This is a genomic window from Chryseobacterium sp. GP-SGM7 (genome assembly GCF_049166575.1).
GTDB lineage: Bacteria > Bacteroidota > Bacteroidia > Flavobacteriales > Weeksellaceae > Chryseobacterium.
Genome location: NZ_JBMHFF010000001.1, coordinates 1654914 through 1680547 on the forward strand (window position 1 = coordinate 1654914; position 25634 = coordinate 1680547).

The following is a 25634-nucleotide window of genomic DNA, read 5'->3' on the forward strand; positions in this document are numbered from 1 at the left end:
AATTGTGGATTGATAATAATTTAATTATACTATTTTATAGCATTAATTTTCAGTTATTTAAAAATTTTATTTAAAGATTATAATTAAATATACTTTAAGTGTTAGTAACTGCATTTTAACGAAAATGAGTGTAATTAACTTAAACATTTTAATCGTGGAAAATACGAATACTGAAAAATAATATACAAATGTTAATTGTGGATAAAACTGAATTTAGCACCTAAAAATTGAGTTATGTTTAAGTTTAAATAAATAGTCTAACCGCTTCTTTAAATCATAGGCATTTAACAACATTTCTATTTCTTAAAGATTGTTAAAACTGTTTACTAATGGAATTTTGCAATGATTATTTTTCATTTTTCGAGAGGGGGTAAGATGAAATATCAGTTTTAAGTGTGTTTAGACCATCTCCTACTCCATTAGTATTTTAATTGTATATAAAAGTCCTGTTTATCGCTTAAAGAAGAGAATTACTGGTTTTTTATATGAAATGTAACAACAGTAATTTTCATTATCTTTTTTACTTCATCTTTTACTTTAAGTCAAAATTTATTAAATTTTAAATGTGGAAATTTTGTTTAATAATTTATCTGAATAAATTTTACTAATACTGTAATTTATTGAAAATAATACACTTACATCTATTTACTTTTGTATACTTAATAAGTTTTAGTTGTTTACACTTGTATTTGTGTTTTGTAAATTTAATATTTACATTTGTAAAAGTAATTTTACAGCTTATTGTATGAGTTTAAATGAAAGAATTTCAAAGGTTATAGAATATTCCGGTTTTACACCGTCTGAATTTGCAGATGAAGTTGATGTGCAGCGTTCCTCCATTTCTCATGTAACTTCCGGAAGAAACAAACCGTCGTTAGAATTTATCATTAAAATAAAATCCCGCTTCCCAGAAATTTTGTGGGATTGGTTGGTGAATGGTGACGGGGAAATGCTGAAGTCTGACCTTCCCGATACCGAAGAAAAAACTTTGGAAGAAAAATTAAAACCAACTTCTCTGCCCGATTTATTTACGATGATGAATGAAGACGAAGATTTTGGAAGCGAAGAAGAAATTACTGAAGAGGAAAAACCAATTTTCACGAGTCCGCCAGAATCGCTTAAAACGTATCAAAGTAGAGCCAACGAAAAAATAATCGATTCTCAGCGATTAGAAAAACCTAAAGAGGAAATAATTAATCAAGTAACTGATAATCAACAAAATAAAATTAAACGCATTGTTATTTTCTACGAAAACGGAAAATTTGAGAGTTTTGAGCCATAAAACCAATTTTTAATTCAAAAATATAAGAAACAAAAAAGCCCAGTCTAATAAAACTGAGCTTTCACTATTTATAATATGACGAAAAATTATTTCTTTCTTCTATCAAGTTCTTTTTTTATCAATCCTAGTTCTCTTCCGGTTTGCCCGGCAACTGAAGTGTTTTCTCTTGCTCTTCTTGTAAGATAAGGAACAACGTCTTTTACAGGACCATAAGGAAGATATTTTGCAGCATTATATCCTTTATCAGACAAATAGAATGTAATATTATCACTCATCCCGTAAAGTTGTCCGAAATAAAGATTTGGATGGTTGTTTGGTAAACCTGCGGCTTTCATTTTATCCATTACCAATTCAGAAGAAATCTCGTTGTGCGTACCAAAAAATGCAGAAACTTTATCCAGATGGTGCATTACAAAATCAATTCCTGAATTGTAGTTTCTATCGGATGCATCTTTTGTCGGTTGAATCGGATCTGCATAGCCTTTTTCGGCAGCTCTTGCACGTTCTTTTTCCATGTAAGCGCCACGAACAATTTTGTAACCAATAAAGTAGTTTTTTTCTTTTGCTCTTTGTAGGTTCTGTTCCATATATTCAAGACGACCGGTTCTGTACATTTGGATAGTGTTCCAGACAATCGGTTTTTCCCGATTATATTTTTCCATCATTTCTTCACAAAGCTGATCTGCTGCGTCCTGCATCCAGGTTTCCTCTGCATCAATCATTACTTTTTTGTCGTGTTCATGACATAATTCACAAACTTCATCAAACCTTTTTACCACTCTTGCCCATTCTTCTTTTTGACTTGAAGTCAGTTCGGAGCCATTACCAACTGCCTCATACAAATCTATTCTTCCGAAAGCTGTAGGTTTAAAAACGATAAAAGGAATGGCAGGATTTCCTACCGAAAATTTAATGATATCTTTAATTTCCTGGCAAACAGCATCAAAAGTTTCTTCATCTTCTTTCCCTTCAATAGAGTAATCGAAAATACTTCCTACACCTCTTTTAAAGAGTTGTTTCACCGCTTTCATACTTTCTTCACGGGTTTCACCACCGCAAAACTGCTCAAACAAGGTATTTTTTACAATAGTATTAACGAATGGGAAATTATTATGAACAGTAAAATTCAGGACAGAAGTTCCAAGACTTGTTAAAGCCGGTTGCTCAATCATTTTGAACATCCAATATGCTTTTCTCAACTGAGCATCTGTTTTATCGGCAAATGCAACTTTAGTATCGTTAAAAATGGGCATTCTTTTTTGTTAATTTAATTTTGGCAAATGTAAGAATAACCTGTGCTTTTTTAAAACTTTTTTTTCTACAATTTTCCTTCAATTCCGTTGAGCAACATAGCAAGAATTCCTATGAAAACCCAAAACCGTAAAATATTGAGTGTAAAAAACTTAGTTCTTCTTGAAGAATTTAAAAGTAAATAAATACAAATAATCATTATAAATAAACCTCCGGTAAAATAATAAGACATAAAACCAGTAATTCCGGTTTTGGTAATCAGTTTCATCGAAACTGTCATTGTAATTATTAATAAAGAAACAAGAATTATCTTAGTATTTTTACTTTTAAAGTAATTTGGAATTGTAGTATATCCGAAAGCTTTATCCACACTTTTCGTTAATGTATCTTTCACAATATCAATGCATAACAGAATTAAAAACAGAAATATTGCCATTAAAAAAACTTTCATGGAGAACGTTTCATAATAAACCATCATTCCAAAAAAAGGATACAATGTTAAACTGACAAAAGTGAGATTATTTAAAATTAAAATTCTGCTCAATTTGTGACTATAAAACCACATAAAGAACTGATAAACAATAAAAAAAATTAAAACCCGATAAGAAATAAAGGTTGCAACTCCGAGAGAAATTATTGTTAGAACTAAATATGCGTACAGAAAATATTTCTGTTTGATAAAGCTTTGAATTCTTGTACGAAAGGGTTTTACAACATGGTCTTTTTCAAAATCGTAGAACTGATTTATGATTCCGCCTGCCAAAATGCTTAAAACGGTACAGAAAATAATCCCGTGAACTTTAAAATCAAAGACAAATTTTCTGAAAGATTCTTCCTGATTAAAAAGGAAAAAAGTAGATACATATAATGCAAAAGTAAGCAATACAGCCACAAAAAAACGCGCGCCTATAAGAAAGCCCACGAATTGTGATAATCTATAATATAAAAATTTTTGGATATAATTTTTATGTTGGAAACTTTCTTCTTCAGAACCCATCCACAATTTTTTAGAATCTGTAAATCACTTCTTTTTGAAATCCGTCAAGCATTTTTTCTGCTTTTTCGTAATCTTTGGTAAATCCTAAAATGTAACCGCCACCTCCGCTTCCGCAAAGCTTCAGGTAATAAGCATTTGAATCTAAACCTTTCTTCCAAATATTAAAAATATTTTCAGGAATCATCGGACGGAAATGTTCATAAGCCCAATGCGAAAGCTTTTTAAGGCTTCTAAAAAACGGATTCATATCTTTTTTAAGGAAAGAGTCAATACAAGCGTTGTTGTAACGTATAAATTCTTCTTTAAGCGTTTTACGGAAACCTTCTGTCTTCATTTTTTCGAAAAAAATCTGAATCATTGGTCCGGTTTCACCTGTAATTCCTGAATCAATAAGGAAAATTGCTCCTTTTCCTTCTTCACCTTTTGGAATGGCAACTTTGTCTAAATTTTCTTTGTTTTCGATAAGAATTGGCAGGTTCATATAGCAAATCAAAGGATCCATTCCTGAACTTTTTCCGTGGAAATAACTTTCCATTTCGCCAAAAATTGCTTTGATATTTTTTAAATCGTCTTTAGAAATGCTGTCAGGATTATGTTTGGTAAAACAATATTTTTCAAAAATAGCTGCAACCAGAGCTCCTGAACTTCCCACTCCATACCCTTGAGGAATATTAGAATCAAAGAAAAGTCCGTTTGAAATATCTTCTTTAAAACGGTTTACATCTAATCTGAATTGCTCAGGAAGAATTAAATTTTCTAAAAAAGAAGCGTATTTATTTAAATGATAATTTGATTTTTTTTCAAATGCTGAATCTGACGCTGAATCTGAAAACTTCAATGTACCCTTATAAAAGCTGTAAGGAACTACAAGACCTTGAGAGTCTTCAATCATTCCGTATTCTCCGAAAAGGATAATTTTAGCGTAAAATAAAGGGTTCGTCATTATGTGTTAAAATCTTTATGCAAAGTTAGTATAATTCTGCTGAATATTAACAAATTTTAAGCCAATATAAGCTTATATCTTCGTTTTTAAGAATCTTATCAAAATTGCACCTGCTGCAAAAAATGCCGACATTGAAATGAATGCATACTGCATATTGTGAAACTTCTGAATAAATACACTGAAAATAAGCATTCCACAGATGATTGCAAGCTTTTCAAGAACATCATAAAAACTGAAATAAGTTGTATTTTCCATTGAATTTTCAGGTAACAATTTTGAATACGTTGACCTGGACATTGCCTGTAGCCCGCCCATAACCAAACCAATTAAACCAGCCAAACCGTAGAACTGAAGCTGTACATTAGGATTTTCCTTATTTAAAGAATATGCGGAAAGACAACATCCGATCCAAATAATAACGGCAATTGTGATTACATTTTTATTACCAATTTTTTTCGATAACCTTGAAAATAAGAATGCTCCAAAAATCGCAATGATCTGTATAACTAAAATGGTGATGATTAATTTATATTTATCTGCTTCTTTAGGGAAAATTACCGTACTTCCGAACGGAACTGCCATTAAGAAAATAGTCTGCATCCCTACGCTGTAAAAGAAGAAACTTGATAGGAAAAACTTCAAAGCTTTATCTGAAAAAAGCTTGTTTCCTACCTTAAATAACTCTCTGAAGCTTTCTTTAGCAATATCTTTATAGAAACTGATGTTATCTTTTAACACTTCAAAAAATCCGCCTTGTTCCTCATGTTTTTTGAAGATATTTTTATAGTTTAATAATACCAAATCTTTTGGAAGTTTCTCTTTCACATCACCAAACTGAGGCAAATGCTTAAAAGTATATTGTGAAAAACCAAACCACCAAGCTCCTGTTAATAAGAAGCTCATTCTGATGTAAATTTTAGACTGTTCAGGACCTTTTGCTACCATTTGTATTAAAACCAAACAGATAATTAAAAGAACTACAGAACCGATATATCCATAAATATATCCTTTTGCAGAAAGAGAATCCTGCTTATCAGGAGTCGCAATATCTGGTAAAAATGAATTGTAGAAAACTAAACTTCCCCAAAAACCAACACTTGCCGTGATGCTGAACAGTAATCCTAAAAATACATTTTCCATTCCTGTAAACATCGCCAATCCCATACAAGAAGTTGCTCCAAGATAACAGAAAAACTGAAGGAATGATTTTTTATTTCCAATTGTATCGGCTAAAGAGGACAAAAATGGAGATAGAAGTACTACCAAAAAGAATGATATTGCATAAGAAAAACTTAAAACCGCCTCTGGCTCATATCCTTCTCCGAAGATTTTAATCATATGACGAACAGGAATTTCCTGAACTTCTCCTGCTTCAGGAACAAATTCTTTTTTGTTGTAAGCAGTCGTTAAAATGGTGTAATAAATCGGAAAAATTGCAGAGGTAATAACCAAAGAATAAACAGAGTTTGCCCAGTCGTAAACTGCCCAGGCCTTCATTATTTTTGGGTTATTTTTTATATTTTGAGTCGGTTGAATTTCAGTTTCAGACATTTTCAAACTAATTAGTTGCACAAAAATAAAAAAACCATTGAACATTCAGTGGTTTTTATTTTTTTTCGGTGAAATTTTATTGATTTGTTAAAGTTGAGTGGGATTAGGAATAGGATTTTTTCACAAAGGTGTCGCTCCTACGGAGCTTCGCGTTTACTGTCGTGCTATTTGTTACAAAGGTTTTGCTCCCATCGAGCATTTAATATCCTGATTTATTTACTCCGACAAAAGCTTCATAAAATTTAAACATAAAAAACCAAAAACACGAATGCTTTTGGTTTTAGAATTATTATAAAATTTTATTTACAGATCTTTAAATTTTTTGCTGATTAGGATCTTAATTATAATCAGTAAAACACCTAAACCCTGAATGAAAGTACCAATCGTCAATGCTATATTTCCGTTAAACGGTCCAAAAGTAATGTGAGTAATTTTCAACCAGGCGCCTAATAAGGTGATTAAAAATCCAATTAAAAAAATAACTACAGCAAATTTAAATTTCATAAATCTTACATATTTTCAATAACGATTGCAGAAGCACCACCACCTCCATTACATATCGCTGCAGCACCATATTTGCCGTTATTCTGCTTTAAAACATTAATCAAAGTAACAATGATTCTGGAGCCAGAACTTCCAAGTGGATGTCCTAAAGCTACTGCACCACCGTTTACGTTTACTTTAGCAGCATCTAATCCTAAAATTTTATTATTTGCCAAACCAACTACTGAAAATGCTTCGTTGAACTCAAAGAAATCAATATCAGTAAGCTCTAGACCAGCTTTTTTAAGAGCGATTGGTAAAGCTTTTGAAGGTGCTGTTGTAAAATCTTCAGGTGCCTGAGCCGCATCTGCGTAAGAAATGATTTTAGCTAAGGGTTTCAAACCCAATTCTTCCATTTTTTCTTTTGAAACCAAGATTAATGCAGAAGCACCGTCATTTAACGTAGATGCATTGGCTGCAGTCACTGTTCCATCATCTTTTTTGAAAACTGTGGGAAGTGTGGGAAGTCTGTCGAAATTTACCGCTTTGTATTCTTCATCTTCAGTGAAAATTACAAGATCTCCTTTTCTTTGTGGAATGGATACCGGAACAACTTCTTCAGCAAATCTTCCTTCGTTCCATGCTTTTGCAGATCTTTTGTAAGATTCAATGGCAAAATTATCCTGATCTTCTCTTGTGATACTGTAATCTGTTGCACATTTTTCTGCGCAAACTCCCATGTGAACTTTATTGTAAACATCTGTAAGACCGTCAAGCACCATTCCGTCCTGCATCTTTACATCTCCTAATTTTGTCGCATTTCTAGCATTGTAGTAATGAGGAACCATCGACATGTTTTCCATACCTCCTGCAACGATTACGTCTGCATCGCCTGCTTTAATCGCCTGTGCAGCCATTGTCACAGCTTTCATTCCTGAAGCACAAACTTTATTGATCGTTGTAGACGGAGTTTCGTCTGATAATCCTGCGCCAAGAGCAACCTGTCTTGCCGGAGCCTGACCTTCACCAGCCTGAAGAACGTTCCCCATATAGATTTCCTGAACGTTTTCAGGGTCTAAATTAATTTTATCTAAAGCTCCTTTTACCGCAGCAGCTCCCAGTTTTGTAGCAGGGACTGTTGATAAACTTCCCATGAAACTTCCCATTGGAGTTCTTACTGCGGATACAATGAATACTTCTTTCATATCTTTTTTATTTATTTTTAATTTATAATTAATTTTTTTTAATCTCTTTAAACGGCTTTTTTACTCTTCACAAATACCAAAATAAATGCTCCCAGAAACTCTACAATCCAACCCCATTTTAACTTTACTGTTGCTGCAAGAGCTTCTGTCCATGATTTAAAAGGTAAAAAGCTGAAGTAACTGAACGCCTGATATTTCGTGGCGAAAATGGTAAATGCGAATAACAGAATTAATAAAATTCCAAAAAATCTTACGACTTTCTGGCTGTTATTGATGATTCCAAATAAGGCACAAGCTGAGAAAACCCAGCAGGCTTCTGCCAAATAGTAATCTACTTTCCAGTAATTCCAGTTTCCAATGATTGGAACATGAACTAAGGGAAGAAAACTTCCAACGACCACTAAAATTAATCCTAAAAGCTGTAAATTTTTCATTCTTGATTTTACAATTTTAACTGAATCTCACAATGCCAAAATACAAAAAAAAACATACTTTTTATAAGTATGTTTTAAAATCAAACAATTAAAATTTAAACCATAGTTTAGATAAAATTATTGATGAAAATTTATTTAAAAATTAATACTTAATTAATTATGTTATCAATTTAAAAATTTATATAAAGTAATTCTATACCAATCTGAATCCCATATTTGTTATTTATTTTAGCATTTTCATTAAAAATAGGAGTAAAATCTTTTTTTACATATAAATTCAATGCTCTATATCCTATGGAAATTTTGCTTCCAAACAGAAAATTATTGACTACCCCTTTTATATTTTCGGTATCATTCACCCTATTACCATCCACATTTTTGTATACAATTTGATTTTGACTCAAGACTCTGTAACCTCCGTAGATTCCTGCCGTTACTCTAAAATTTCCTTTCGAATTATCTAACATTTTCTCATTATTTTCTGTCGTGTATTTGGGATTTAATACCATCACAAAATCAATTGGTATTGTAAGATAATAATTAATAAACCTTGATTTCTGCAGATCTCCTCTTGTGAAATCTGATAGAAAAATCTGATTGTCATTCTTCACAAAAACTTTAGAATCGGCAAGTCTAAACATATCAGAACGATATCCTAAGCCTATTCGGTAAAACATGGGCGACGTAATACTGCCTAACTGACCTGTATAACGATATTCAAGTAACCAGGATGTAGAGTTTCCGAATTTAACTTCTGAATCGTTTGCGATATTTAAAGAACCTGCAGAGTTGGTAAGATTGAGTAATGCTAAAGAAAAATTAAGATCAACTGCACTTAAAAGGTCTTTTTTGGTACGTTTGGGATCTTTTATACTTAAAAGAGCGTTATTTTGAGCAAATCCTACCCTCTCAGACATTTTACCCTTACCCATGACAGAATTTTTTACCAGTTCTTTAGTTGCTTCTTCCAAATTACTTTTTTGGTCATCTACTTTTTCATTAATAATTTGCTCATATTTTTGTGCAACTTCTGTTCTTTGTCTTTGTTTTTCATCCGATGAAACCTTATTTTCTTTAAAAGATTTATCAAGGGCATCCAATTCATTATTCATCTTTGCTTTCTCCGAAACGATGATGCTGTCAATTTTTTTAGAATAATCCTTAATCTGCAGATCTGTGTGTGTTTTCTCCTGTGAATGAGCGTAAGCAAAAGACATCAAAGCAGAGAATAAAATAATTTTCGTTTTCATATATTATTTATTTTTAGACATATAACTCTTCCGTTCAGCGATCTGAACGTTTATTTTTATTTAAAGTTTTGAATTATTTATTAGTAATTATTCGGAATACAAGGAATCTGAAATCACCGAAAATCCAAAAATTTTCAATGAATTCGGAACTTTAATTTTACTCATATCAAATACTCCGAATTTCCTTTGATCTTTATTATTTTCCTCTCTGGTTTTATCAAGCTCTCTTCCAATAAGCAAATCGTCTGCACTGATGTAAGATGCTTTTTTCTTTTCGGCAACCAAAGATTTCACAACAGGAATTTCTAATTTCTCAATGGCAGGCTGAAAAACTTCGGGGCTTTTAGTTTCTTTTTCAGTTATTGCTAAATTTTTAGGAATATCTGTTTTTTTAGTTAATGTTTCTGAAACTGAGGTTAATTCATTCTTATCTACATAAATTTCGGTTTCAATAGAAATCGGATTTTGCACAATACTTTCATTAGAGATATGATTTTCAGCAACTTCATTTTGTTTAAAATTATTCTCCAAAGGTTTTTTAACAGCAATTGTTTCTTTAGATCTTGAATTTTCATCTGAATTAAAATAAAACAATCCTCCTCCTAAAGAAATCAACAGAATAATCACAGCGGCATATTTCCACCATTGAAATGCGGGTTTCTGAACAGTTTCTTTATCTCCTTCTAATTCATTTTCAATCTTATCCCAAAGATTGACAGAGGGCTTTAATTCGAGGTCTTCGTAATCAGTTTTTAATTGTTTCAGTATGTTTTTTTCCATTTTCTTTTGCTTTTAAATAATCTGCAATCCATTTTTTGGCTTTGCTGAACTGGCTTTTACTTGTGCCTTCCGAAATATTGAGAATTCCTGCAATTTCCTGATGCTTTTTGTCTTCAAATACATAAAGATTGAATATCAATCGATACCCGGTCGGCATTTGAGAGAAAATTTCTTCAATATTAATTTCAATGAGATTCTCATTTAACTCTTCTTCGAAATGATCATCTGCAATCTCAATATCTGCATAGAGAATATTCTTGTTTTTCCTGACAAAAGTGATCGAATCATTGACGACAATTTTCCTCAGCCAAAACGGAAAACTTTTCCAGTCGTTGCAGTCGTTGATTTTATTGAAACATTTCAGAAAAGCATTGAGTAAAATATCTTCCGCATCATGAATATTATTGGTGTAAGAATTTGCAACCGCCAACATTTTAGCTGAAAACAAGTCGTAAAGTGCTTTCTGAGCTCTCCGGTCCTGTTTTTTGGCAAGTTTAAAATTCTCTTCTAAATGCTTCATTGGTTAGTTTCTACTGATAAGACGGCAAATTTTGAAAATGGTTGCCTAAAAATAAAAAAAATTGCACTTTTTTTCAAAAGTGCAATTCTATTTGATATGTTTCAGGACTATTGAGCGAAAGAATATCTTGGACCTCCCGACTGAAATATTGCCAGCATTCTGCTTTTTTGATTATTTGAAAACATAAACATTGCTCTGTCGTCTACATAATCCATATAATTCATGGTCATTTCTACAGGGTTTCCTGAACAAGTGCTGTAATGAGGATATGCAGGTGCACCATAGTTGGCTGTATTATGCGAAGGGGTATCATTACAAAAATCATTGCCACAAGTTGCATCTCCCCAAATATGTCTAAGATTCATCCAGTGCCCCACTTCATGCGTTGCTGTTCTACCAAGATTGAAGGGATAACTGGCGGTTCCAGTTGTTCCTAAATATTTTGAGTCTATCACAACGCCGTCTGTAGCAGAAGAGCCACCCGGAAACTGAGCATAACCCAAAATGCCACCACCAATGGTACATACCCAAAGATTAAGCTTAGTTGTAGGAGATAAAGGAGCTAAACCACCCTGACTAGATTTTTTCATTGCGTCTTGTGTTCCCCACGAAGTTTTGGTGGTAGATTTTCTTACTACCTGATCCAAAACGAAACGAATTCCTACGTTTGCTTTCACTCCTGAAAATAAAGCAGGAACATTATTAAAATCACTGTTTGTAGCATTAAAATCTTTATTGAGAACATCAATTTGAGACTGAATCTGCGCCTGAGAGATATTTTCAGCAGTCGTTTTGTACAAAACATTTACAACGATGGGAATTTCAATAACTCCATTTACCAATCTCGACTGAAAATTTTCCTGAATTTTTTGTCTCGTGAAATTTTCTATTTCAGAGATTCTTGCAGAAAGACCAGGATCTTTAGCCATCTGATCTTTTAAGACATCATCTGATGCGCATTGTCTTTTGTTTGCTACAGATGTAATTTCTGCAGCTTCATTTCCGGCTTCAATTTTTTCATCAGACTCACAGCCCGCAAAAAATAAACTTGCTATACATAGCATAAAAAAACTCTTTTTCATAGTAAAAAATAATAGATTTGGTTAAAAAAAATAAATTATTCAATAGCAGAATTGAATAACTGGTATGAAATTAATAATTATATCTTTATGAATTTGAGTGTGAATTAAATTTAGATTGAGTACAAATAAAAAATTGCATCCTTAAGAGAATGCAATTTTTTATGATTATGAGATTATAAAATTAATGTGTAATATCTTTTATTTGTTCCGGATGATGTTTGTGTTTGAAGAAAACAGCAAACAGAACAGTAATCAATAATGCATAGCCAGCAAACAGAAGCCAGATTTCGTGCCACATCTTATCGCCATTCGCTAAAGTAAAGAAATTAGAAATAATCCATCCACTTCCAAAACTCCCCGCAATCGCACCAAAACCATTGGTCATCATCATAAAAAGACCTTGTGCAGAAGAACGAATTTTATAATCTGTAGTTGTTTCCACAAAAAGAGAACCCGAAACATTGAAAAAATCAAATGCCATTCCGTAGACTATACAGGAAAGAATAATGAGACCTAATCCCAAGCCATAAGGATCACCATAAGCAAAGAATGCAAAACGTAAAACCCAGGCAAACATTGAAATTAACATTACATTTTTAATCCCAAATCTTTTTAAGAAAAATGGAATAGCCAAAATAAATGCGGTTTCTGAGAACTGTGATATAGACATGATTAATGTAGAACGTTTCACTACAAAACTGTCTGCAAATGCCGGATTTTTTCCAAAATCTGATAAAAATACATCTCCGTACATGTTTGTTAATTGCAATGCAGCTCCCAAGAACATTGAAAAAGTGAAGAATAAAGCCAGCTTATAATTTCCAAAGAGCTTAAAGGCATTCAATCCTAGTTTTTCAGATGCTGATGCGTCTTTGGGAATAAGACTTTGTGGCTTACAAGGAGGTAATGTGAATGCATAAATTGCCAAAATTACGGCAAATGCCGCTGCAATATAAAACTGGTTTGCAGAAGCTTTATTATCGGTAAGATTGGTAATCCACATTGCGGCAATAAATCCTAAAGTTCCCCAAACCCTGATGGGAGGAAAAACTTTTACCACATCAAAATTATTATTTTTTAAAATATAATAAGCAATGGAATTAGAAAGAGAAATTGTGGGCATATAAAAAGCCATTGCAATTAACATCACCCAGAAAAAAGTGGTAGGATTGTCTACTTGCGGTAAATAAAGTAAGGTAATTGCATATCCCAAATGCAGAATTCCGTACAATTTTTCAGCATTCATCCAACGATCTGCGATTATCCCTGTAATTGCAGGCATTATGATTGAGGAAATACCTAGGGTGGTAAAGACAATACCAAATTGCTCGCCTCCCCACTGCCGCGTACCGAACCAATAATTTGCAAAGGTGATAAGCCAGGCTCCCCAAACGAAGAACTGCAAAAAGCTCAGAACGGTCAATCGTAATTTTAAATTCATCTTATAATTATACTATCTTTAGTCAATATTCTTTTTGCGTCTTTTGATTTCCTCCTGAATTTCAAGAGCCGTATCAAAATCCTCTTCTTTTACAGCTTCATCAAGCAGTTTTTGTAATTCATCCATTGAAATAGATTTCAAACTGTCTTCCGATTGTACGGTTTCAGAAAAATGCTCTTCTTCTTTTGAAACTTCTTCTAATTCCAATAAAATTCCCGCCTCGCTTAAAACCTGCTGCGTTGTATAAATGGGGGCATCAAATCTTACTGCCATTGCAACTGCATCAGATGTTCTTGCATCGAGAATCATTTCTTCCTTAGTTTCTGAATTTTTAAAATTGATATTTGAAAAGAAAACACCGTCAACAATCTGATAAATAATCACAGAAACCAACTGATAATTGGCAGAAACGATAAATTTTGTAAATAAATCGTGGGTAAGGGGACGTGGCGGATGAATATCTTTTTCAAGACCTAAAGAAATGGATTGTGCTTCAAAATTCCCTATAACAACGGGTAATTTAACGTTTGTTTCTTCATGTTCCAATAGCAATGCGTAAGCTCCAGATTGTGTCTGGCTGTACGATATTCCGCGTATGATTAGCTGTTTATAATCCATGGCTACAAATATAAATTAATTTTTCAAAGTTTATTTTACTTTTTAGACAAAAATAAAAGCCCGGAAGCCGAGCTTTTATTGTTTAATTGTTGATTGTCAAAAATCAATAGTGAATTTTGCTTCGCAAGTGAATTATTTAAATTTAAAAATTGACAAGCAGAGCGAATTGACTATTCACCATTCACTTTCTTATCCTTTGATAGCTTTAATTTTCTCTGTTAATGCCGGAATAATCTGGAAAGCATCTCCTACTACACCGTAATCTGCCGATTTGAAGAACGGAGCTTCAGCATCACTGTTGATTACAACGATTGTTTTAGAAGAGTTAACACCCGCCAAATGTTGAATTGCACCAGAAATACCGATCGCAATGTAAAGATTTGGAGCGATCGCTTTACCAGTTTGTCCAACGTGTTCCGTATGAGGTCTCCATCCGATATCTGAAACCGGTTTTGAACAAGCTGTAGCAGCACCTAAAACGTTTGCTAATTCTTCTACCATTCCCCAGTTTTCAGGACCTTTCATCCCTCTACCTGCAGAAACTACAACTTCAGCTTCCTTAAGGTCTAATTTACCGGAACTTTGCTCATGAGAAATTACTTTTGTGTCTTCATTAGAAACAGATAGATTTTTCACTTCTTCAGAACCTGAAACAGCGTTTTCTTTAACCCCGAAAGCGTTTTGGGAAACAGTAAGAATTACACCATTTCCTTCAGCTTTTGCGTGCATAAATCCTTTTCCAGAGAAAGCTTTTCTTTTCACCTGAAAGGGAGACTGGCTTTCCGGAGCTTCCAAAACATTGGTAATTAAAGAAAAATTCTTCATTACTGCCAACATTGGCGCTACCGAAGAAGCATCCGTTGTATGAGGGAAAACTAAAATATTTCCGTCTGCAACTTCGCTTACAGCCTGTGCATAAGCTTTTGCCGAGAAATTTTTAAGACCTTCATCTTTGATGTTGATTACGTTTGTTGCTCCATATTTATACAATAAATCTGAAGAATCTGTTGGGTTAACAGAAATTGCCGTAACGGTTTCTCCCGCTTGATCAGCCACTGCTTTAGCATAAGAAACTGCTTCAAAAGCCGCTTTTTTATAAATTCCGTTTATATTTTCTGCGTATACGAATACTGCCATGATTTTTAAATTTTTAAATTAAAGGTTTAGGTTCAGGCTAAGGTTAAACTTAAGCTCAGCCTTCATCTTAGTATTAGATTACTTTAGCTTCCTCGTGAAGAAGTCTTACCAACTCATCTAAATTATCCGGAGAAACGATTTTTACAGCTGCTCTTGGCGGAACTGAATCATAAGAAACTCCCTGAACTTTCACTTCAGAAGAAGTAGGCTCTACAACCTGCAAAGGTTTTGTTCTTGCAGACATAATCCCTCTCATGTTTGGAATAATTAAATCTTTTTCATCCACCAAACCTTTCTGACCAGCGATTACAGCAGGTAATTTTACAGAAATAGTTTCTTTACCACCTTCAATTTCTCTTACAGCAGTAGCTTCGCCTCCGTTTACATCTAAGCCAACTGACGCATTTACGAAAGGCTGATTCAACAACTGAGCAACCATTCCTGGAACAGAACCACCGTTGTAATCGATAGATTCTTTGCCACAAAGAACTAAATCATAACCACCATTCTGAGCTACAGAAGCAATTTCTTTCGCTGTAGAATAGCTGTCTTTCGGATCAAGATTTACTCTTACCGCATCATTTGCACCGATTGCTAAAGCTTTTCTGATAACAGGTTCAGTTACAGCATCACCTACATTGATTACAGTTACCGTTGCTCCCTGAGATTCCTGTAATTTAATCGCTTTTGTTAAAGCAAATTCATCCAAAGGATTAATAACCCACTGAATTCCGTTTTTGTCGAATGCAGATTTGTCTGCTGTAAAGTTGATTTTTGAAGTAGTATCCGGAACACTACTGATACAAACTAATATTTTCATATGTAGATTTTATTTTTTTATGATCATATGGAATCGCCAATCTTCACAGGTACTTATCTCCACGTACTGTTAATAGCGATTTCATTACTATACATTTTTCTGTTTTGCTTCGTAAAATGATCAGATTTTGAGAAGCTATTTTTGTTTGTTAAGTTTTGTAAATATAAATAAAAAATATATTATGCATGCATAATACTTATTTAATTATTATTCAACGCATTATATGTTTCTAAGCATTTGGTTTTGTTGCTCTAAACTCAATCTTGCTTGGTAAAACTCTAGGATTCATTTTTAAAATATCCAATACCAAATTCCCCATATCATCCGGCTGAATTTTCCATGAATCTTTTTCTGAAGGAATATTTCCATTAAAATTTGTAGCTACAGAACCCGGCATAATTACAGTAGACTTGATGTTATATTTTCTTAAATCTATCATTGCAGCTTGGGTAAAACCTACAACTCCGAATTTTGAAGCATTGTAGCCCGTTCCGTTTTCAAAGAAATTAGCTCCTGCCAAGCTTGAAATGGTAATATAATACCCTTCCGTTTTCTTTACTTCTTCAATGGAAGCTTTTAAAGTATGAAAAACCCCGGTAAGATTAGTTTCAATCATATCATTCCATTCTTCTGAGCTTAGTTCATCAACTGGCTTAAATATCCCTAAACCTGCATTAGCAATAACAAAATCTAATCTTCCGAATTTTTTAATGATATTTTTGACAGCGTCAGATTCATTTTCCAGCCTTTTTACATCAGAAACTAATCCTAAAATATTCTGAGAATATTGCTTTAATTCATTCTCCACTTTTTCAACATCATCTTTCTTCCTCCCTGAAAATGCAACTGAAACACCATTTTCGAGCAAGATTTTTGCAATTCCATATCCTATACCTTTTGTTCCTCCTGTAATGTACGCAACTTTATTTTGAATCATAATTTTAATTTTAAAACCCTAAAATAACAAAAACGCTCCAATTTGGAGCGTTTTGTCATACTGAGATTGCTCAATAATTTATTTAAATTATTTCGAATAATTATCAAAAAACATAGGAATACTTTCAATTCCTTTATAGAAATTGAATAATCCATAATGTTCGTTTGGTGAATGAATCGCGTCGGAATCTAAACCAAATCCCATTAAAACTGATTTAGCTCCCAAAACCTGCTCAAACATGGATGTAATCGGAATACTTCCACCACCTCTATAAGGTAAAACTTCTTTTCCAAAAGCAGTCTGCATTGCATTTTTAGCCGCTAAATATTCTTTTGTGTCTGTTGGTAAAACATAAGGCATTCCACCGTGATGCGGGGTGACTTTTACTCTTACATTAGCCGGAGCAATTTTATCAAAATATTTTGTAAACTTTTCTGTAATCTCTTCCGGAGTCTGATAAGGAACCAAACGCATCGAAATTTTAGCTGAAGCTTTAGAAGGAATCACTGTTTTTGCACCTTCACCGGTATAACCGCCCCAAATTCCGTTGCAGTCTAACGTTGGACGAATTGAAGTTCTTTCCAAAGTAGTATACCCTTTTTCGCCTTCAACATCATTTAAGCCTATTGATTTTTTAAATTCTGCAGGATTATCTTTCAACTTATTCATTTCTGCTCTTTCTTCGTCAGAAACAGCTTCTACATTATCATAAAAACCATCAATTAAGATACGTCCGTCATCATCTATTAATTTGGCAATCATTCTTGACAAAACATGAATAGGATTCGGAACTGCACCACCGTAAAGACCTGAATGCAAATCTCTGTTTGGACCTTCTACTTCAACTTCCACATAACTTAAACCTCTCAAACCTGTCGTAACAGTTGGTTGTTCGTTGCTGTAGATATGTGTATCGGAAATCAAAATACAGTCACAAGAAAGTTTTTCTTTGTTTTCATTCACCCAACTTCCTAAACTTACAGAACCCACTTCTTCCTCACCTTCCAGAATAAATTTCACATTACAAGGCAGAGAATTGGTTTTCATCATTGCTTCAAATGCTTTAATCTGCATAAAAAACTGTCCTTTGTCATCCGCAGAACCTCTTGCAAAGATTGCACCTTCAGGATGAAGATCAGTTTTCTCAATGTAAGGCTCAAAAGGTGGTTTTTTCCACAATTCTAAAGGATCTGCAGGTTGTACATCGTAATGACCGTAAACCAAAACCGTAGGAAGTTTTTCGTCGATTAATTTTTCACCAAAAACAATAGGATAACCTTTGGTAGAACAAACTTCTACATTATCCGCACCTGCATTTTTTAGGTGTTCTGCACAAACTTCCGCACATTTCAATACGTCTTTGCTGTAAGCCGGATCAGCAGAAATAGAAGGAATTCTAAGTAACTCAAACAATTCATCCACGAAACGCTGTTTGTTTTCGTTGATGTAATTTAATGTTTCTTGCATTGTAAATTTAATTTTGTTAAAAGTAAAAAAATTGTCTTGTCACCACAAACAAAAAGCTTTTATTTTTTATACAAGTGACATTTATCTTATAAATAAAAAATCCTGCAAAACTGCAGGATTTTTATTCTATTTTCAGAAAAATTAGTGCTCTGCTTTTGCAGTTTCTTCATGCTTTACAGCTGCTGCAGAATCTGTTTTTGGAGCTACAGTTTCGTGAGTACCGTGAGCTGGTTCTGCATGAGCAGGAGTTGCAGTTTCGTGTGTACCGTGAGATTCTGTACCACCTTGGTGATCATCAGAATATCTTTCTGCACCTTCTTCCAATTTGATAACATTTTTATTTCCTCCGGCCTGAATTTTTTTACAGCTTACCGCTATCGTTGCAAGAGCTAAACATAGAACTAATTTTTTCATATGCAGATTTTTATTTTTATATAATCTTATGGAATTGTGTTAAATGTTCAATTCCTGAATTTTTAATTGCCCAAAAATAAGAAATATTGCATTTTTCGGCAACATTTTTAGACTGATTTTAATATTATTTTACCTTTTTTGGATTGTGTAAAAATAAGATACCGCTCTCCTCCATCTTTTAATTGATACTTTTTCTTGATTTCTTCAGGTTTTAACGGATAATTTTTCGAAATCAAATTAAACTGATCTTTCTTTTTAATCTGTTTTGAATCAATTACTTCCATTTCTAAAATTCTTCCCGGAAAATCATCAATTCTACTTTCAGAAGTATATAAATGTGTATTTGGATGCAGTTTTTTAAGCTCAAATTTTTCTGAAACTAAATTAAAAATTCCGGCTTTTAAAATCGTATTATTTGGAATATAAATAAATCTTTTCGGTTCAGAATACTCTGTTTGAGCGGTTTTTTCAGCATCAATTTTAAAACTGAATTCTGTTTCTTCACTTTCAAGATTAATACAATTGCAGATAATTTCTCCTGAATAATTTTCAGAAAGGAAGACAACCATCTCTTTCACATCATTCCGAACAGCAATAATTTCTATTTTTGAAACATTTTTTAAAACAGAAACCAGATATTTAAGATCAATTAAAGGAGATAATTTTATAACGACTTCTCTTGAAATAGAAAGCAAATTATCCTGGATTTCCAAAATATTGGGAGAGAGATCTTCCAAAAGGAAAACTTTATTTTTATTCTGATCTCTTCGCGCCGGATCAAGATAAATGACATCAAATTCCTCTTTATTACCGTTCAGAAAATCTTCTAATTTTTGATTAATGAACTTCGCTTTTTTGCCTAAAATAGTCCAATTATGCTTTACAATTTCTAAAAGTTCAGCATTTTGTTCCACCAAAGTTATTTCTTCAAAATTTTTCGACAAATGATAAGCATCAATCCCAAAACCGCTCGTTAGATCGATGAATTTCTTTCCTTTTAAAATTTCTGATTTGTAAACTGCTGTCTTTTCTGAAGAAGATTGTTCCAAATTCAATTGTGGTGGAAAAATAATTCCGTCTTGCAATAAAAAGGGGAATTTCTTTTGGGCAACCTGTTTTCCTTTGATTTGCTGAACAATTTCCTGCATGGAAATTTCAGGGAAGGGAGATTTTTTTAATAACAAAGAATGTAAATCTGCCTGAAGATTTTTATTGATATACTCTTGAATTTCTTTATTGGAATGCCACGAATGCACGAATATTTCTATTTAAATTAATCACTATTATTTTATTCCCACAGATTTCACGGATTTTCACAGATATTACGCTAAAAATCAATGTAGACAATTTGATGTTAAACTCAACTAATTAATTTTTATAATCTTGAAAAATTTTATGAATCTAGTTTTTAATCATAACTCTAAATCAACAGTAATTTTGTCATTCCGGAGGAATCTAAGCTGCTATATTCTGGCTCTGTTGAGATTCCTGCGGAATGACAAACAAACTCCTAAAACTAAATTATTACCAACGAAAGACATTCATAATTAATTTTAATCTAAATTTCCATTTAATTTTCTGAATATGCTTTTATCAATATAATCAGTATTAAAATTCACTAATATTCCCAATTTTAAACCCGTAAGCTTTAAAAAACTGGAATCAATAAACATATCTTTAAATTGAACAGATATAGGAACCTGACTTTTCACTTTTAGACAATAACTTTTCAACTCATACATTAAAACCTTTTCATAAACTTTCTCAAAAAGCCCTGGTCCAAGCTCGTTATACACAGAAAATATTGCTTTTCTGACATAGAAACTTATCTCATTTTCTTTCATCGGTAAATGTGTTTTATGTTTATAAAATTTTACAGAATGATAATAAACATTAGTCATCTGTGAAAATCTGTGTAATCCGTGGGAAAATCACTCAAACATTTCAGCCCAACGAACCGCTTTTATTTCGCTTTGATTATATAATTCCTCAATCGATTTTTTTACTTCCAATTTTGGATATAAATTTACGCCAATCAGTTTTATTTTACCCTCTTCTACCCATTTTTGCTCTTCAACAGCCTGATCGTAAATCTTTTTTTGAATAGTTCCTTGTTTCAAAAGTTTAAGATAACCACCGTTTTCTTCAATTTCAGTAAATAAATTCCAGGATTTTCCGGCGATCTGATTGGTAATATCTTCTATGTAATAACTTCCGTTTGAAGCATCTTCAAATACATTGATGATACTTTCATAGGCTAAAACAATTTGTTGTTTGAACGAAATTTCTTCTGAATTGTCTGTACTTTTTTCAACTAAATAATTATTGCTGTAAACTGCATCTGCTCCACCAATCATTGCCGAAGCTAATTCTAATGTGGAACGAATTAAATTATTTTCACTGTCTGAAACCGACTTATTTCTCAAAGAAGTTTCAGCAAAAATATAAGGGATTTCATCTAAGCTGTATTCTTTTGACAATTGATTAAAAACCAGTTTAAAAGCACGGATTTTTGCCATTTCAAAGAAATAATTTCCTCCAACAGCCATTCTGAAAAGTAATTTATTGATGATTTCAGTTCCGTAAACTTCAATTAATTCCTTAGTTTTTGCCAATGCAATTCCCAATTGTTGAAAAATTGCAGCTCCTGCATTTTGATGAAACGAAATATCTACACAAATATTTCTTTTAAAATCCTTTGTTAAAAGTTCTTTTACCAACTGGTCATTAATTTCAGCATTTTTTTCATCAAAAACATCAATCAAAGAAAAATATTGATCTTCGTCTTGCGGACTGATGTGTTCTGCCAAATCTTTATTATTAACAAAAACAGTTTTTCCTACCAGATTTTCAACATTTTCATTGAGTAAAAATGCAAAAACATCATCTTCAAGACTTTCGTGGTAAGTTGCCACCAAATGGGTACTTTCTTCTATTTTTGGAAGATTTGGCATCGGTTTTTCCACAGAATTGTAGAAAGGTTTTACCTCAATTCCTTCTAAATTTTCTTTTTTCAGAATGGTGTAAATATCTTCTGTTTTAAGCTGTTTTTTAACAAGATTTTCCCAGTTTGAGAAGGTTTCAGAGTTTGACATAAATGATGAGTAATTGGTAATGGGTAATGAGCAATTTGATTCGCAGATAAATTAAAAAAAAATAGACAGCGAAGATAATTGACTATTGACAATTTACTTTAGAATTATTTTTTAGCAATTTTTGCACTATCGACTACCAGAATGAAAATTTCTTCATTCGGTTTTTTCATGAAGTAATTTTCTCTGGCATATTTTTCTTTCTCAGACTTGTTATTCATCAGTTTTTTGTAGAATTTGTCATTCTTTTCATATTCCGATTTATAATAATCGAGCTGTTCTTCATACTTATTGATTTCACCATTCAACTCATTGATTACCAGGAATGAAGTTTTATCAAAGAAAATCATCCAGACCAAAAAAAGACAGATTGCAATCACGTATTTATTCAGAACATAATCCTGAATAAATTTTAAAATTTCCGATTTTGGTTTAATGTCTTTAATGAGTTCTTTCTCAGCCATTTTTTAATGTTTTCTAAGTGAATTTTTAATAACAGTCGTTAAAAAATCAATCGCAACAGAGTTTTGTCTCATGTTTGGAATAATCAAATCGGCTTCATTTTTTGAAGGTTCTATAAATTCCTGATGCATTGGCTTTAAAGTAGTCTGATAACGGTGTAAAACCTCGTTCAGATCTCTTCCTCTTTCCTGCGTATCTCTTTTAATCCTCCTGATTAACCTTTCGTCAGAATCAGCATGAACGAATACTTTCAGATCAAATTCTTTCAGTAATTCTTTATTGGTTAAAACCAGAATTCCTTCAACGACCAAAACATTTTTTGGCTCTACTGTGACATGATCTCCGGTTCTTCCATGTGTTACAAAACTGTAAATAGGCTGCTCAATAGATTCGTTATTCTTTAAAGCTTTTACATGCTGAATCAACAAATCAAAATCGATGGATTTTGGGTGATCGTAGTTTAAAGCTTCCCGTTCCGAAAGTGTAAGATTATGATTGTCATGGTAATAATTATCCTGAGAAAGCATATTCATTCCATCAATATCAAGTTGCTGAATAATCTTATCAACAACCGTAGTTTTGCCCGAACCCGTTCCTCCGGCAATTCCTATTACAAGCATTCTGTTTATTTCTTTAGAGTTTTTACAAAGATAGTATTTATGACGGAAGTGGGAAGTGGGAAGATGGAAGTTTTTTCATTATGAAATTTCAATGATTTTTTCCCAAACAAAAACCCCGACGATTGCCGGAGTTTGCATTATACGATTTCGCTGGTTAAGCTTCGTGAAATTAATTTTTCGTGCATTGGTTTTAATAAGTCCATAGAACCTGTTTTTACCGTACATTTTCCTTTATAATGTACCAACATTGTACATTGTTCTGCCTGAATAGGATCATGTTTGCAAATCTGAATTAATGCTTCGATTACATCATCAAAAGTGTGAATATCATCGTTATGTAAAATTAATTTGTAAACTTCATCAGTTTCATCCAAAACGAGAACGTCTTCATCGTACTTACGTTTCGGATTTTCGTAATCTTTTATGTTATTATAAAAAATCATTTTTAAAAATTTTAATCTTCTCCTAATTTGTCTAAAATATCGTCTACAATATTGCTTGGTTCCTTATAAACCAATTCTACCATTTCAACGCTTTTATTATTCATTTTTAAAATCTTGAAATGATAATTTTCAAGGTCAAATTCCTGGTTTTCTTCCGGAATATCCTCTAAAGCGTGCAAAATAAATCCTGCTAAAGTATTATACTCACTTTCCTCAGAAACAGTCAGTTTTTTAGGTAAAGATTCATTGATTTCGTCTAAAGGCTGTGTTGCTTTTACCCAATATGTATTTTCGCCAACTTTATCAACGAGTTTTTCTTCATCATCTTCTTCATCCTGAATTTCACCTACAAGTTCTTCCAAAATATCTTCCAAAGTAATTATTCCTTCAGTTCCGCCAAATTCATCTATAACAATAGCCAAATGCTGTTTTTTCTGTTGGAAAATCTTCAATAAATCTGAAATTTTCTTACTTCCGACCACAAAAAACGAATCACGCATCAATTCTCTTAAATCTTCATGACTTAAAACGCCTTTTCTTTTAACAAATTCTCTGATAATTTCTTTGGTATAAAAAACGCCAATCACATTATCAATCGAGTTTTCGTAAACCGGAATACGAGAATATCCGCTTTCCATGATTTTGTTGATAATTTCATTCAAATCATCTGCAAAATCAATCGATGTAATATTTTGTCTCGGAACCATGATTTGTTTCGCCGAATGATCGGTAAAATCAAATGCATTTTTTATGATTTCGTAATTTTCTTCTTCAATTTCTCCGCTGTCTGCAGATTGTTTTACCAAAAGCTGAAGTTCTTCCGTAGAGTGAATTTCCTGTTCAGAAGCCGGATGAATTTTAATTAATCTTAAAAATCCGTTAGACATTAAATTCATCAACCAGATAAATGGTTTGAAAATCGTGTAAAAAACTCTCAAGGGAACTGCGGTTGCCATCGTTGTCGCTTCAGATTTTCTAATCGCAATCGATTTTGGAATTAATTCCCCAAAAACAATATGCATTACCGTAATAATCAAAAAACTACAAACCAGAGAAATGGTTGTAATTGTGGATTCGCTAAAGCTAATATTTAAAGAATGGAATAAGTTATCAATCACATGGTGCATTGCACTTTCACCTACCCAACCTAATGCAAGCGAAGCTAAAGTGATACCAAGCTGAGTAGCAGAAAGATATTCATCAAGATGCTTGATAATATGCTCTGCCTGTTTTGCCATCGAATCGCCTTCGGCAGCTTTGATTTGAATTTGTGAATAACGAACTTTAACAATTGAAAATTCTGCGGCTACGAAAAAGCCATTTAACAATACAAGAAACAAGGCTAGCAAAAGCCTGACTATGTCCGAATCCATTTAGAAATTATAATTATTTATGCAAAGATATATAAAATAAAACTAACAAAAAAAGCACCGACTCTATCGGTGCTTTCATATTTTTTGAATATTTTATTACGAGTTTTTCAAAGCTTCTGCTCCTGAAACAATCTCTAAGATTTCGTTTGTGATGGCAGCTTGTCTTGCTTTGTTGTAGAAAATAACCAAGTCATTTTTCAAAGCCTGAGCATTGTCGGTTGCTTTGTGCATTGCCGTCATTCTCGCACCATGTTCTGAAGCTACAGAATCTAAAACTGCTTTGAACATTTGAGTTTTAATAGATTTTGGAATTAAATTACCTAAAATTTCATTTCTATTGGGTTCAAAGATATAATCAGTTTCTGTTTGAGTTTCTTCTTTATCAGTTTCAACCATTGAGATTGGAAGAAGCTGCTCAGTAATTACTTCTTGAGTTGCAGCATTGATGAATTTATTATAAATTAAATAAACTTCATCAAATTTACCTTCTACAAAGCTTGCCATTACGCTTTCCGCAATGTTTGAAACTTTATCAAACCTGAGACTGTCAAAAACTACGCTTTCGTTTGAATACACTGTACGGCTTTTTCTTACAGCATCATAAACTTTTTTACCAATGGTAAGAACTTCAACGTCGTACTGAGCATTTTCCTGAAACCGGTGGTTTAATTCTTTTACTACAGAAGAATTGAAAGCACCTGCTAAACCTCTGTTTGAAGTTACAGCAATAAAAAGTACTCTTTTCACCTCTCTTGCCTGAGCATAAACAGAAACCTGATCAGGATCTGAACTAGAATTTACATTCTGGATGATTTCCTGAAGTTTTTCAGAATAAGGTCTCAACATTACGATGGCATCCTGTGCTTTTTTCAGTTTCGCTGCCGAAACCATTTTCATAGCACGTGTAATCTGCATCGTAGATGAAATTGAACTGATTCTTCCTCGTATTTCTTTTAAGTTTGCCATATTTGGTTAGTTGTTGGTTGTCGGTTGTTGGTTGCTAGTTTTAGAAAATTCTGTCAACTATCAACC

27 protein-coding genes are annotated in these 25634 nt (G+C 32.8%); 1 reads left to right on the forward strand and 26 read right to left on the reverse strand.

The features are described from left to right. Positions 1-745 precede the first annotated feature (745 nt). Positions 746-1282: a helix-turn-helix domain-containing protein gene (locus ACOOWA_RS07360; protein ID WP_421374243.1), complete on the forward strand. Its 537-nt coding sequence runs from the start codon at positions 746-748 to the stop codon at positions 1280-1282. An 86-nt stretch (positions 1283-1368) separates the two neighbouring features. Here ACOOWA_RS07360 and ACOOWA_RS07365 read toward each other — a convergent pair whose 3' ends face one another. The 26 genes from ACOOWA_RS07365 to atpG all read right to left on the reverse strand — a co-directional run bounded on the left by ACOOWA_RS07365 (position 1369) and on the right by atpG (position 25568). Next, positions 1369-2535, reverse strand: coding sequence for a proline dehydrogenase family protein (locus ACOOWA_RS07365; protein WP_421374245.1), 1167 nt, complete (start codon positions 2533-2535; stop codon positions 1369-1371). Positions 2536-2600: 65 nt separating this feature from the next. Further along, entirely contained in the window at positions 2601-3530 is a 930-nt protein-coding gene (locus ACOOWA_RS07370; protein WP_421374246.1) for a UbiA family prenyltransferase, read from the reverse strand. A gap of 10 nt (positions 3531-3540) precedes the next feature. After that, on the reverse strand, positions 3541-4473 hold the full coding sequence (locus tag ACOOWA_RS07375) for a mevalonate kinase (protein ID WP_421374247.1): 933 nt from the start codon (positions 4471-4473) through the stop codon (positions 3541-3543). Between the two features lie 72 nt (positions 4474-4545). Continuing rightward, a complete protein-coding gene (locus ACOOWA_RS07380; protein ID WP_421374249.1) occupies positions 4546-6024 on the reverse strand; it encodes an MFS transporter in 1479 nt (492 codons plus the stop codon). A gap of 303 nt (positions 6025-6327) precedes the next feature. Beyond that, positions 6328-6528, reverse strand: coding sequence for a gliding motility protein GldL (locus tag ACOOWA_RS07385; RefSeq protein ID WP_421374251.1), 201 nt, complete (start codon positions 6526-6528; stop codon positions 6328-6330). 5 nt (positions 6529-6533) lie between these two features. Further along, positions 6534-7712 (reverse strand): acetyl-CoA C-acyltransferase, encoded by a 1179-nt coding sequence (locus ACOOWA_RS07390; protein ID WP_421374252.1) that lies wholly within the window; start codon positions 7710-7712, stop codon positions 6534-6536. A 47-nt stretch (positions 7713-7759) separates the two neighbouring features. Then, positions 7760-8146, reverse strand: a complete 387-nt coding sequence (locus ACOOWA_RS07395; RefSeq protein WP_421374254.1) for a hypothetical protein — start codon at positions 8144-8146, stop codon at positions 7760-7762. Positions 8147-8316: 170 nt separating this feature from the next. Further along, positions 8317-9396 (reverse strand): hypothetical protein, encoded by a 1080-nt coding sequence (locus tag ACOOWA_RS07400; protein WP_421374256.1) that lies wholly within the window; start codon positions 9394-9396, stop codon positions 8317-8319. A gap of 87 nt (positions 9397-9483) precedes the next feature. Continuing rightward, positions 9484-10176 (reverse strand): hypothetical protein, encoded by a 693-nt coding sequence (locus ACOOWA_RS07405; protein ID WP_421374258.1) that lies wholly within the window; start codon positions 10174-10176, stop codon positions 9484-9486. After that, complete coding sequence (locus ACOOWA_RS07410) at positions 10142-10696, reverse strand: RNA polymerase sigma factor (protein WP_421374260.1); 555 nt, start codon at positions 10694-10696, stop codon at positions 10142-10144. Before ACOOWA_RS07410 ends, ACOOWA_RS07405 begins: the two co-directional genes overlap by 35 nt. Before the next feature lie 107 nt (positions 10697-10803). Beyond that, a complete protein-coding gene (locus ACOOWA_RS07415) occupies positions 10804-11778 on the reverse strand; it encodes a zinc metalloprotease (protein WP_421374261.1) in 975 nt (324 codons plus the stop codon). Between the two features lie 181 nt (positions 11779-11959). Then, positions 11960-13219, reverse strand: a complete 1260-nt coding sequence (locus ACOOWA_RS07420) for a nucleoside permease (protein WP_421374262.1) — start codon at positions 13217-13219, stop codon at positions 11960-11962. A gap of 18 nt (positions 13220-13237) precedes the next feature. Next, on the reverse strand, positions 13238-13837 hold the full coding sequence (locus ACOOWA_RS07425; RefSeq protein WP_421374263.1) for a bifunctional nuclease family protein: 600 nt from the start codon (positions 13835-13837) through the stop codon (positions 13238-13240). 189 nt (positions 13838-14026) lie between these two features. Then, on the reverse strand, positions 14027-14974 hold the full coding sequence (locus tag ACOOWA_RS07430; RefSeq protein WP_421374265.1) for an electron transfer flavoprotein subunit alpha/FixB family protein: 948 nt from the start codon (positions 14972-14974) through the stop codon (positions 14027-14029). A gap of 73 nt (positions 14975-15047) precedes the next feature. Further along, positions 15048-15794, reverse strand: coding sequence for an electron transfer flavoprotein subunit beta/FixA family protein (locus ACOOWA_RS07435; protein ID WP_421374267.1), 747 nt, complete (start codon positions 15792-15794; stop codon positions 15048-15050). 229 nt (positions 15795-16023) lie between these two features. After that, positions 16024-16731: an SDR family oxidoreductase gene (locus tag ACOOWA_RS07440; RefSeq protein ID WP_421374268.1), complete on the reverse strand. Its 708-nt coding sequence runs from the start codon at positions 16729-16731 to the stop codon at positions 16024-16026. An 87-nt stretch (positions 16732-16818) separates the two neighbouring features. Next, entirely contained in the window at positions 16819-18198 is a 1380-nt protein-coding gene (locus ACOOWA_RS07445; protein WP_421374269.1) for a dipeptidase, read from the reverse strand. A gap of 141 nt (positions 18199-18339) precedes the next feature. Further along, complete coding sequence (locus tag ACOOWA_RS07450; protein ID WP_421374271.1) at positions 18340-18612, reverse strand: hypothetical protein; 273 nt, start codon at positions 18610-18612, stop codon at positions 18340-18342. 107 nt (positions 18613-18719) lie between these two features. Further along, entirely contained in the window at positions 18720-19868 is a 1149-nt protein-coding gene (locus ACOOWA_RS07455) for a class I SAM-dependent methyltransferase (protein WP_421374272.1), read from the reverse strand. 297 nt (positions 19869-20165) lie between these two features. Then, positions 20166-20456, reverse strand: coding sequence for a GxxExxY protein (locus ACOOWA_RS07460; protein ID WP_421374274.1), 291 nt, complete (start codon positions 20454-20456; stop codon positions 20166-20168). A gap of 87 nt (positions 20457-20543) precedes the next feature. After that, a complete protein-coding gene (locus tag ACOOWA_RS07465) occupies positions 20544-21707 on the reverse strand; it encodes a methylmalonyl-CoA mutase family protein (protein WP_421374275.1) in 1164 nt (387 codons plus the stop codon). A 104-nt stretch (positions 21708-21811) separates the two neighbouring features. Continuing rightward, positions 21812-22168, reverse strand: coding sequence for an FtsB family cell division protein (locus ACOOWA_RS07470; RefSeq protein WP_421374277.1), 357 nt, complete (start codon positions 22166-22168; stop codon positions 21812-21814). 3 nt (positions 22169-22171) lie between these two features. Further along, the gene (gene udk / locus ACOOWA_RS07475; RefSeq protein WP_421374278.1) at positions 22172-22786 is read right to left on the reverse strand and encodes a uridine kinase; all 615 of its coding nucleotides are present in this window, start codon (positions 22784-22786) and stop codon (positions 22172-22174) included. A 137-nt stretch (positions 22787-22923) separates the two neighbouring features. After that, positions 22924-23229: an ATP-dependent Clp protease adaptor ClpS gene (locus ACOOWA_RS07480; RefSeq protein WP_421374280.1), complete on the reverse strand. Its 306-nt coding sequence runs from the start codon at positions 23227-23229 to the stop codon at positions 22924-22926. Positions 23230-23240: 11 nt separating this feature from the next. Next, complete coding sequence (locus ACOOWA_RS07485; protein ID WP_421374281.1) at positions 23241-24602, reverse strand: hemolysin family protein; 1362 nt, start codon at positions 24600-24602, stop codon at positions 23241-23243. A gap of 96 nt (positions 24603-24698) precedes the next feature. Then, entirely contained in the window at positions 24699-25568 is an 870-nt protein-coding gene (gene atpG / locus ACOOWA_RS07490; RefSeq protein WP_421374283.1) for an ATP synthase F1 subunit gamma, read from the reverse strand. Positions 25569-25634 lie beyond the last annotated feature (66 nt).

What these genes read in the sequence shown, in the direction of transcription:
- ACOOWA_RS07360 (WP_421374243.1), top strand. Translation starts at nt 746, where the DNA reads ATGAGTTTAAATGAAAGAATTTCAAAGGTTATAGAATATTCCGGTTTT.
- ACOOWA_RS07365 (WP_421374245.1), bottom strand. Translation starts at nt 2,535, where the DNA reads ATGCCCATTTTTAACGATACTAAAGTTGCATTTGCCGATAAAACAGAT.
- ACOOWA_RS07370 (WP_421374246.1), bottom strand. Translation starts at nt 3,530, where the DNA reads ATGGGTTCTGAAGAAGAAAGTTTCCAACATAAAAATTATATCCAAAAA.
- ACOOWA_RS07375 (WP_421374247.1), bottom strand. Translation starts at nt 4,473, where the DNA reads ATGACGAACCCTTTATTTTACGCTAAAATTATCCTTTTCGGAGAATAC.
- ACOOWA_RS07380 (WP_421374249.1), bottom strand. Translation starts at nt 6,024, where the DNA reads ATGTCTGAAACTGAAATTCAACCGACTCAAAATATAAAAAATAACCCA.
- ACOOWA_RS07385 (WP_421374251.1), bottom strand. Translation starts at nt 6,528, where the DNA reads ATGAAATTTAAATTTGCTGTAGTTATTTTTTTAATTGGATTTTTAATC.
- ACOOWA_RS07390 (WP_421374252.1), bottom strand. Translation starts at nt 7,712, where the DNA reads ATGAAAGAAGTATTCATTGTATCCGCAGTAAGAACTCCAATGGGAAGT.
- ACOOWA_RS07395 (WP_421374254.1), bottom strand. Translation starts at nt 8,146, where the DNA reads ATGAAAAATTTACAGCTTTTAGGATTAATTTTAGTGGTCGTTGGAAGT.
- ACOOWA_RS07400 (WP_421374256.1), bottom strand. Translation starts at nt 9,396, where the DNA reads ATGAAAACGAAAATTATTTTATTCTCTGCTTTGATGTCTTTTGCTTAC.
- ACOOWA_RS07405 (WP_421374258.1), bottom strand. Translation starts at nt 10,176, where the DNA reads ATGGAAAAAAACATACTGAAACAATTAAAAACTGATTACGAAGACCTC.
- ACOOWA_RS07410 (WP_421374260.1), bottom strand. Translation starts at nt 10,696, where the DNA reads ATGAAGCATTTAGAAGAGAATTTTAAACTTGCCAAAAAACAGGACCGG.
- ACOOWA_RS07415 (WP_421374261.1), bottom strand. Translation starts at nt 11,778, where the DNA reads ATGAAAAAGAGTTTTTTTATGCTATGTATAGCAAGTTTATTTTTTGCG.
- ACOOWA_RS07420 (WP_421374262.1), bottom strand. Translation starts at nt 13,219, where the DNA reads ATGAATTTAAAATTACGATTGACCGTTCTGAGCTTTTTGCAGTTCTTC.
- ACOOWA_RS07425 (WP_421374263.1), bottom strand. Translation starts at nt 13,837, where the DNA reads ATGGATTATAAACAGCTAATCATACGCGGAATATCGTACAGCCAGACA.
- ACOOWA_RS07430 (WP_421374265.1), bottom strand. Translation starts at nt 14,974, where the DNA reads ATGGCAGTATTCGTATACGCAGAAAATATAAACGGAATTTATAAAAAA.
- ACOOWA_RS07435 (WP_421374267.1), bottom strand. Translation starts at nt 15,794, where the DNA reads ATGAAAATATTAGTTTGTATCAGTAGTGTTCCGGATACTACTTCAAAA.
- ACOOWA_RS07440 (WP_421374268.1), bottom strand. Translation starts at nt 16,731, where the DNA reads ATGATTCAAAATAAAGTTGCGTACATTACAGGAGGAACAAAAGGTATA.
- ACOOWA_RS07445 (WP_421374269.1), bottom strand. Translation starts at nt 18,198, where the DNA reads ATGCAAGAAACATTAAATTACATCAACGAAAACAAACAGCGTTTCGTG.
- ACOOWA_RS07450 (WP_421374271.1), bottom strand. Translation starts at nt 18,612, where the DNA reads ATGAAAAAATTAGTTCTATGTTTAGCTCTTGCAACGATAGCGGTAAGC.
- ACOOWA_RS07460 (WP_421374274.1), bottom strand. Translation starts at nt 20,456, where the DNA reads ATGAAAGAAAATGAGATAAGTTTCTATGTCAGAAAAGCAATATTTTCT.
- ACOOWA_RS07465 (WP_421374275.1), bottom strand. Translation starts at nt 21,707, where the DNA reads ATGTCAAACTCTGAAACCTTCTCAAACTGGGAAAATCTTGTTAAAAAA.
- ACOOWA_RS07470 (WP_421374277.1), bottom strand. Translation starts at nt 22,168, where the DNA reads ATGGCTGAGAAAGAACTCATTAAAGACATTAAACCAAAATCGGAAATT.
- udk (WP_421374278.1), bottom strand. Translation starts at nt 22,786, where the DNA reads ATGCTTGTAATAGGAATTGCCGGAGGAACGGGTTCGGGCAAAACTACG.
- ACOOWA_RS07480 (WP_421374280.1), bottom strand. Translation starts at nt 23,229, where the DNA reads ATGATTTTTTATAATAACATAAAAGATTACGAAAATCCGAAACGTAAG.
- ACOOWA_RS07485 (WP_421374281.1), bottom strand. Translation starts at nt 24,602, where the DNA reads ATGGATTCGGACATAGTCAGGCTTTTGCTAGCCTTGTTTCTTGTATTG.
- atpG (WP_421374283.1), bottom strand. Translation starts at nt 25,568, where the DNA reads ATGGCAAACTTAAAAGAAATACGAGGAAGAATCAGTTCAATTTCATCT.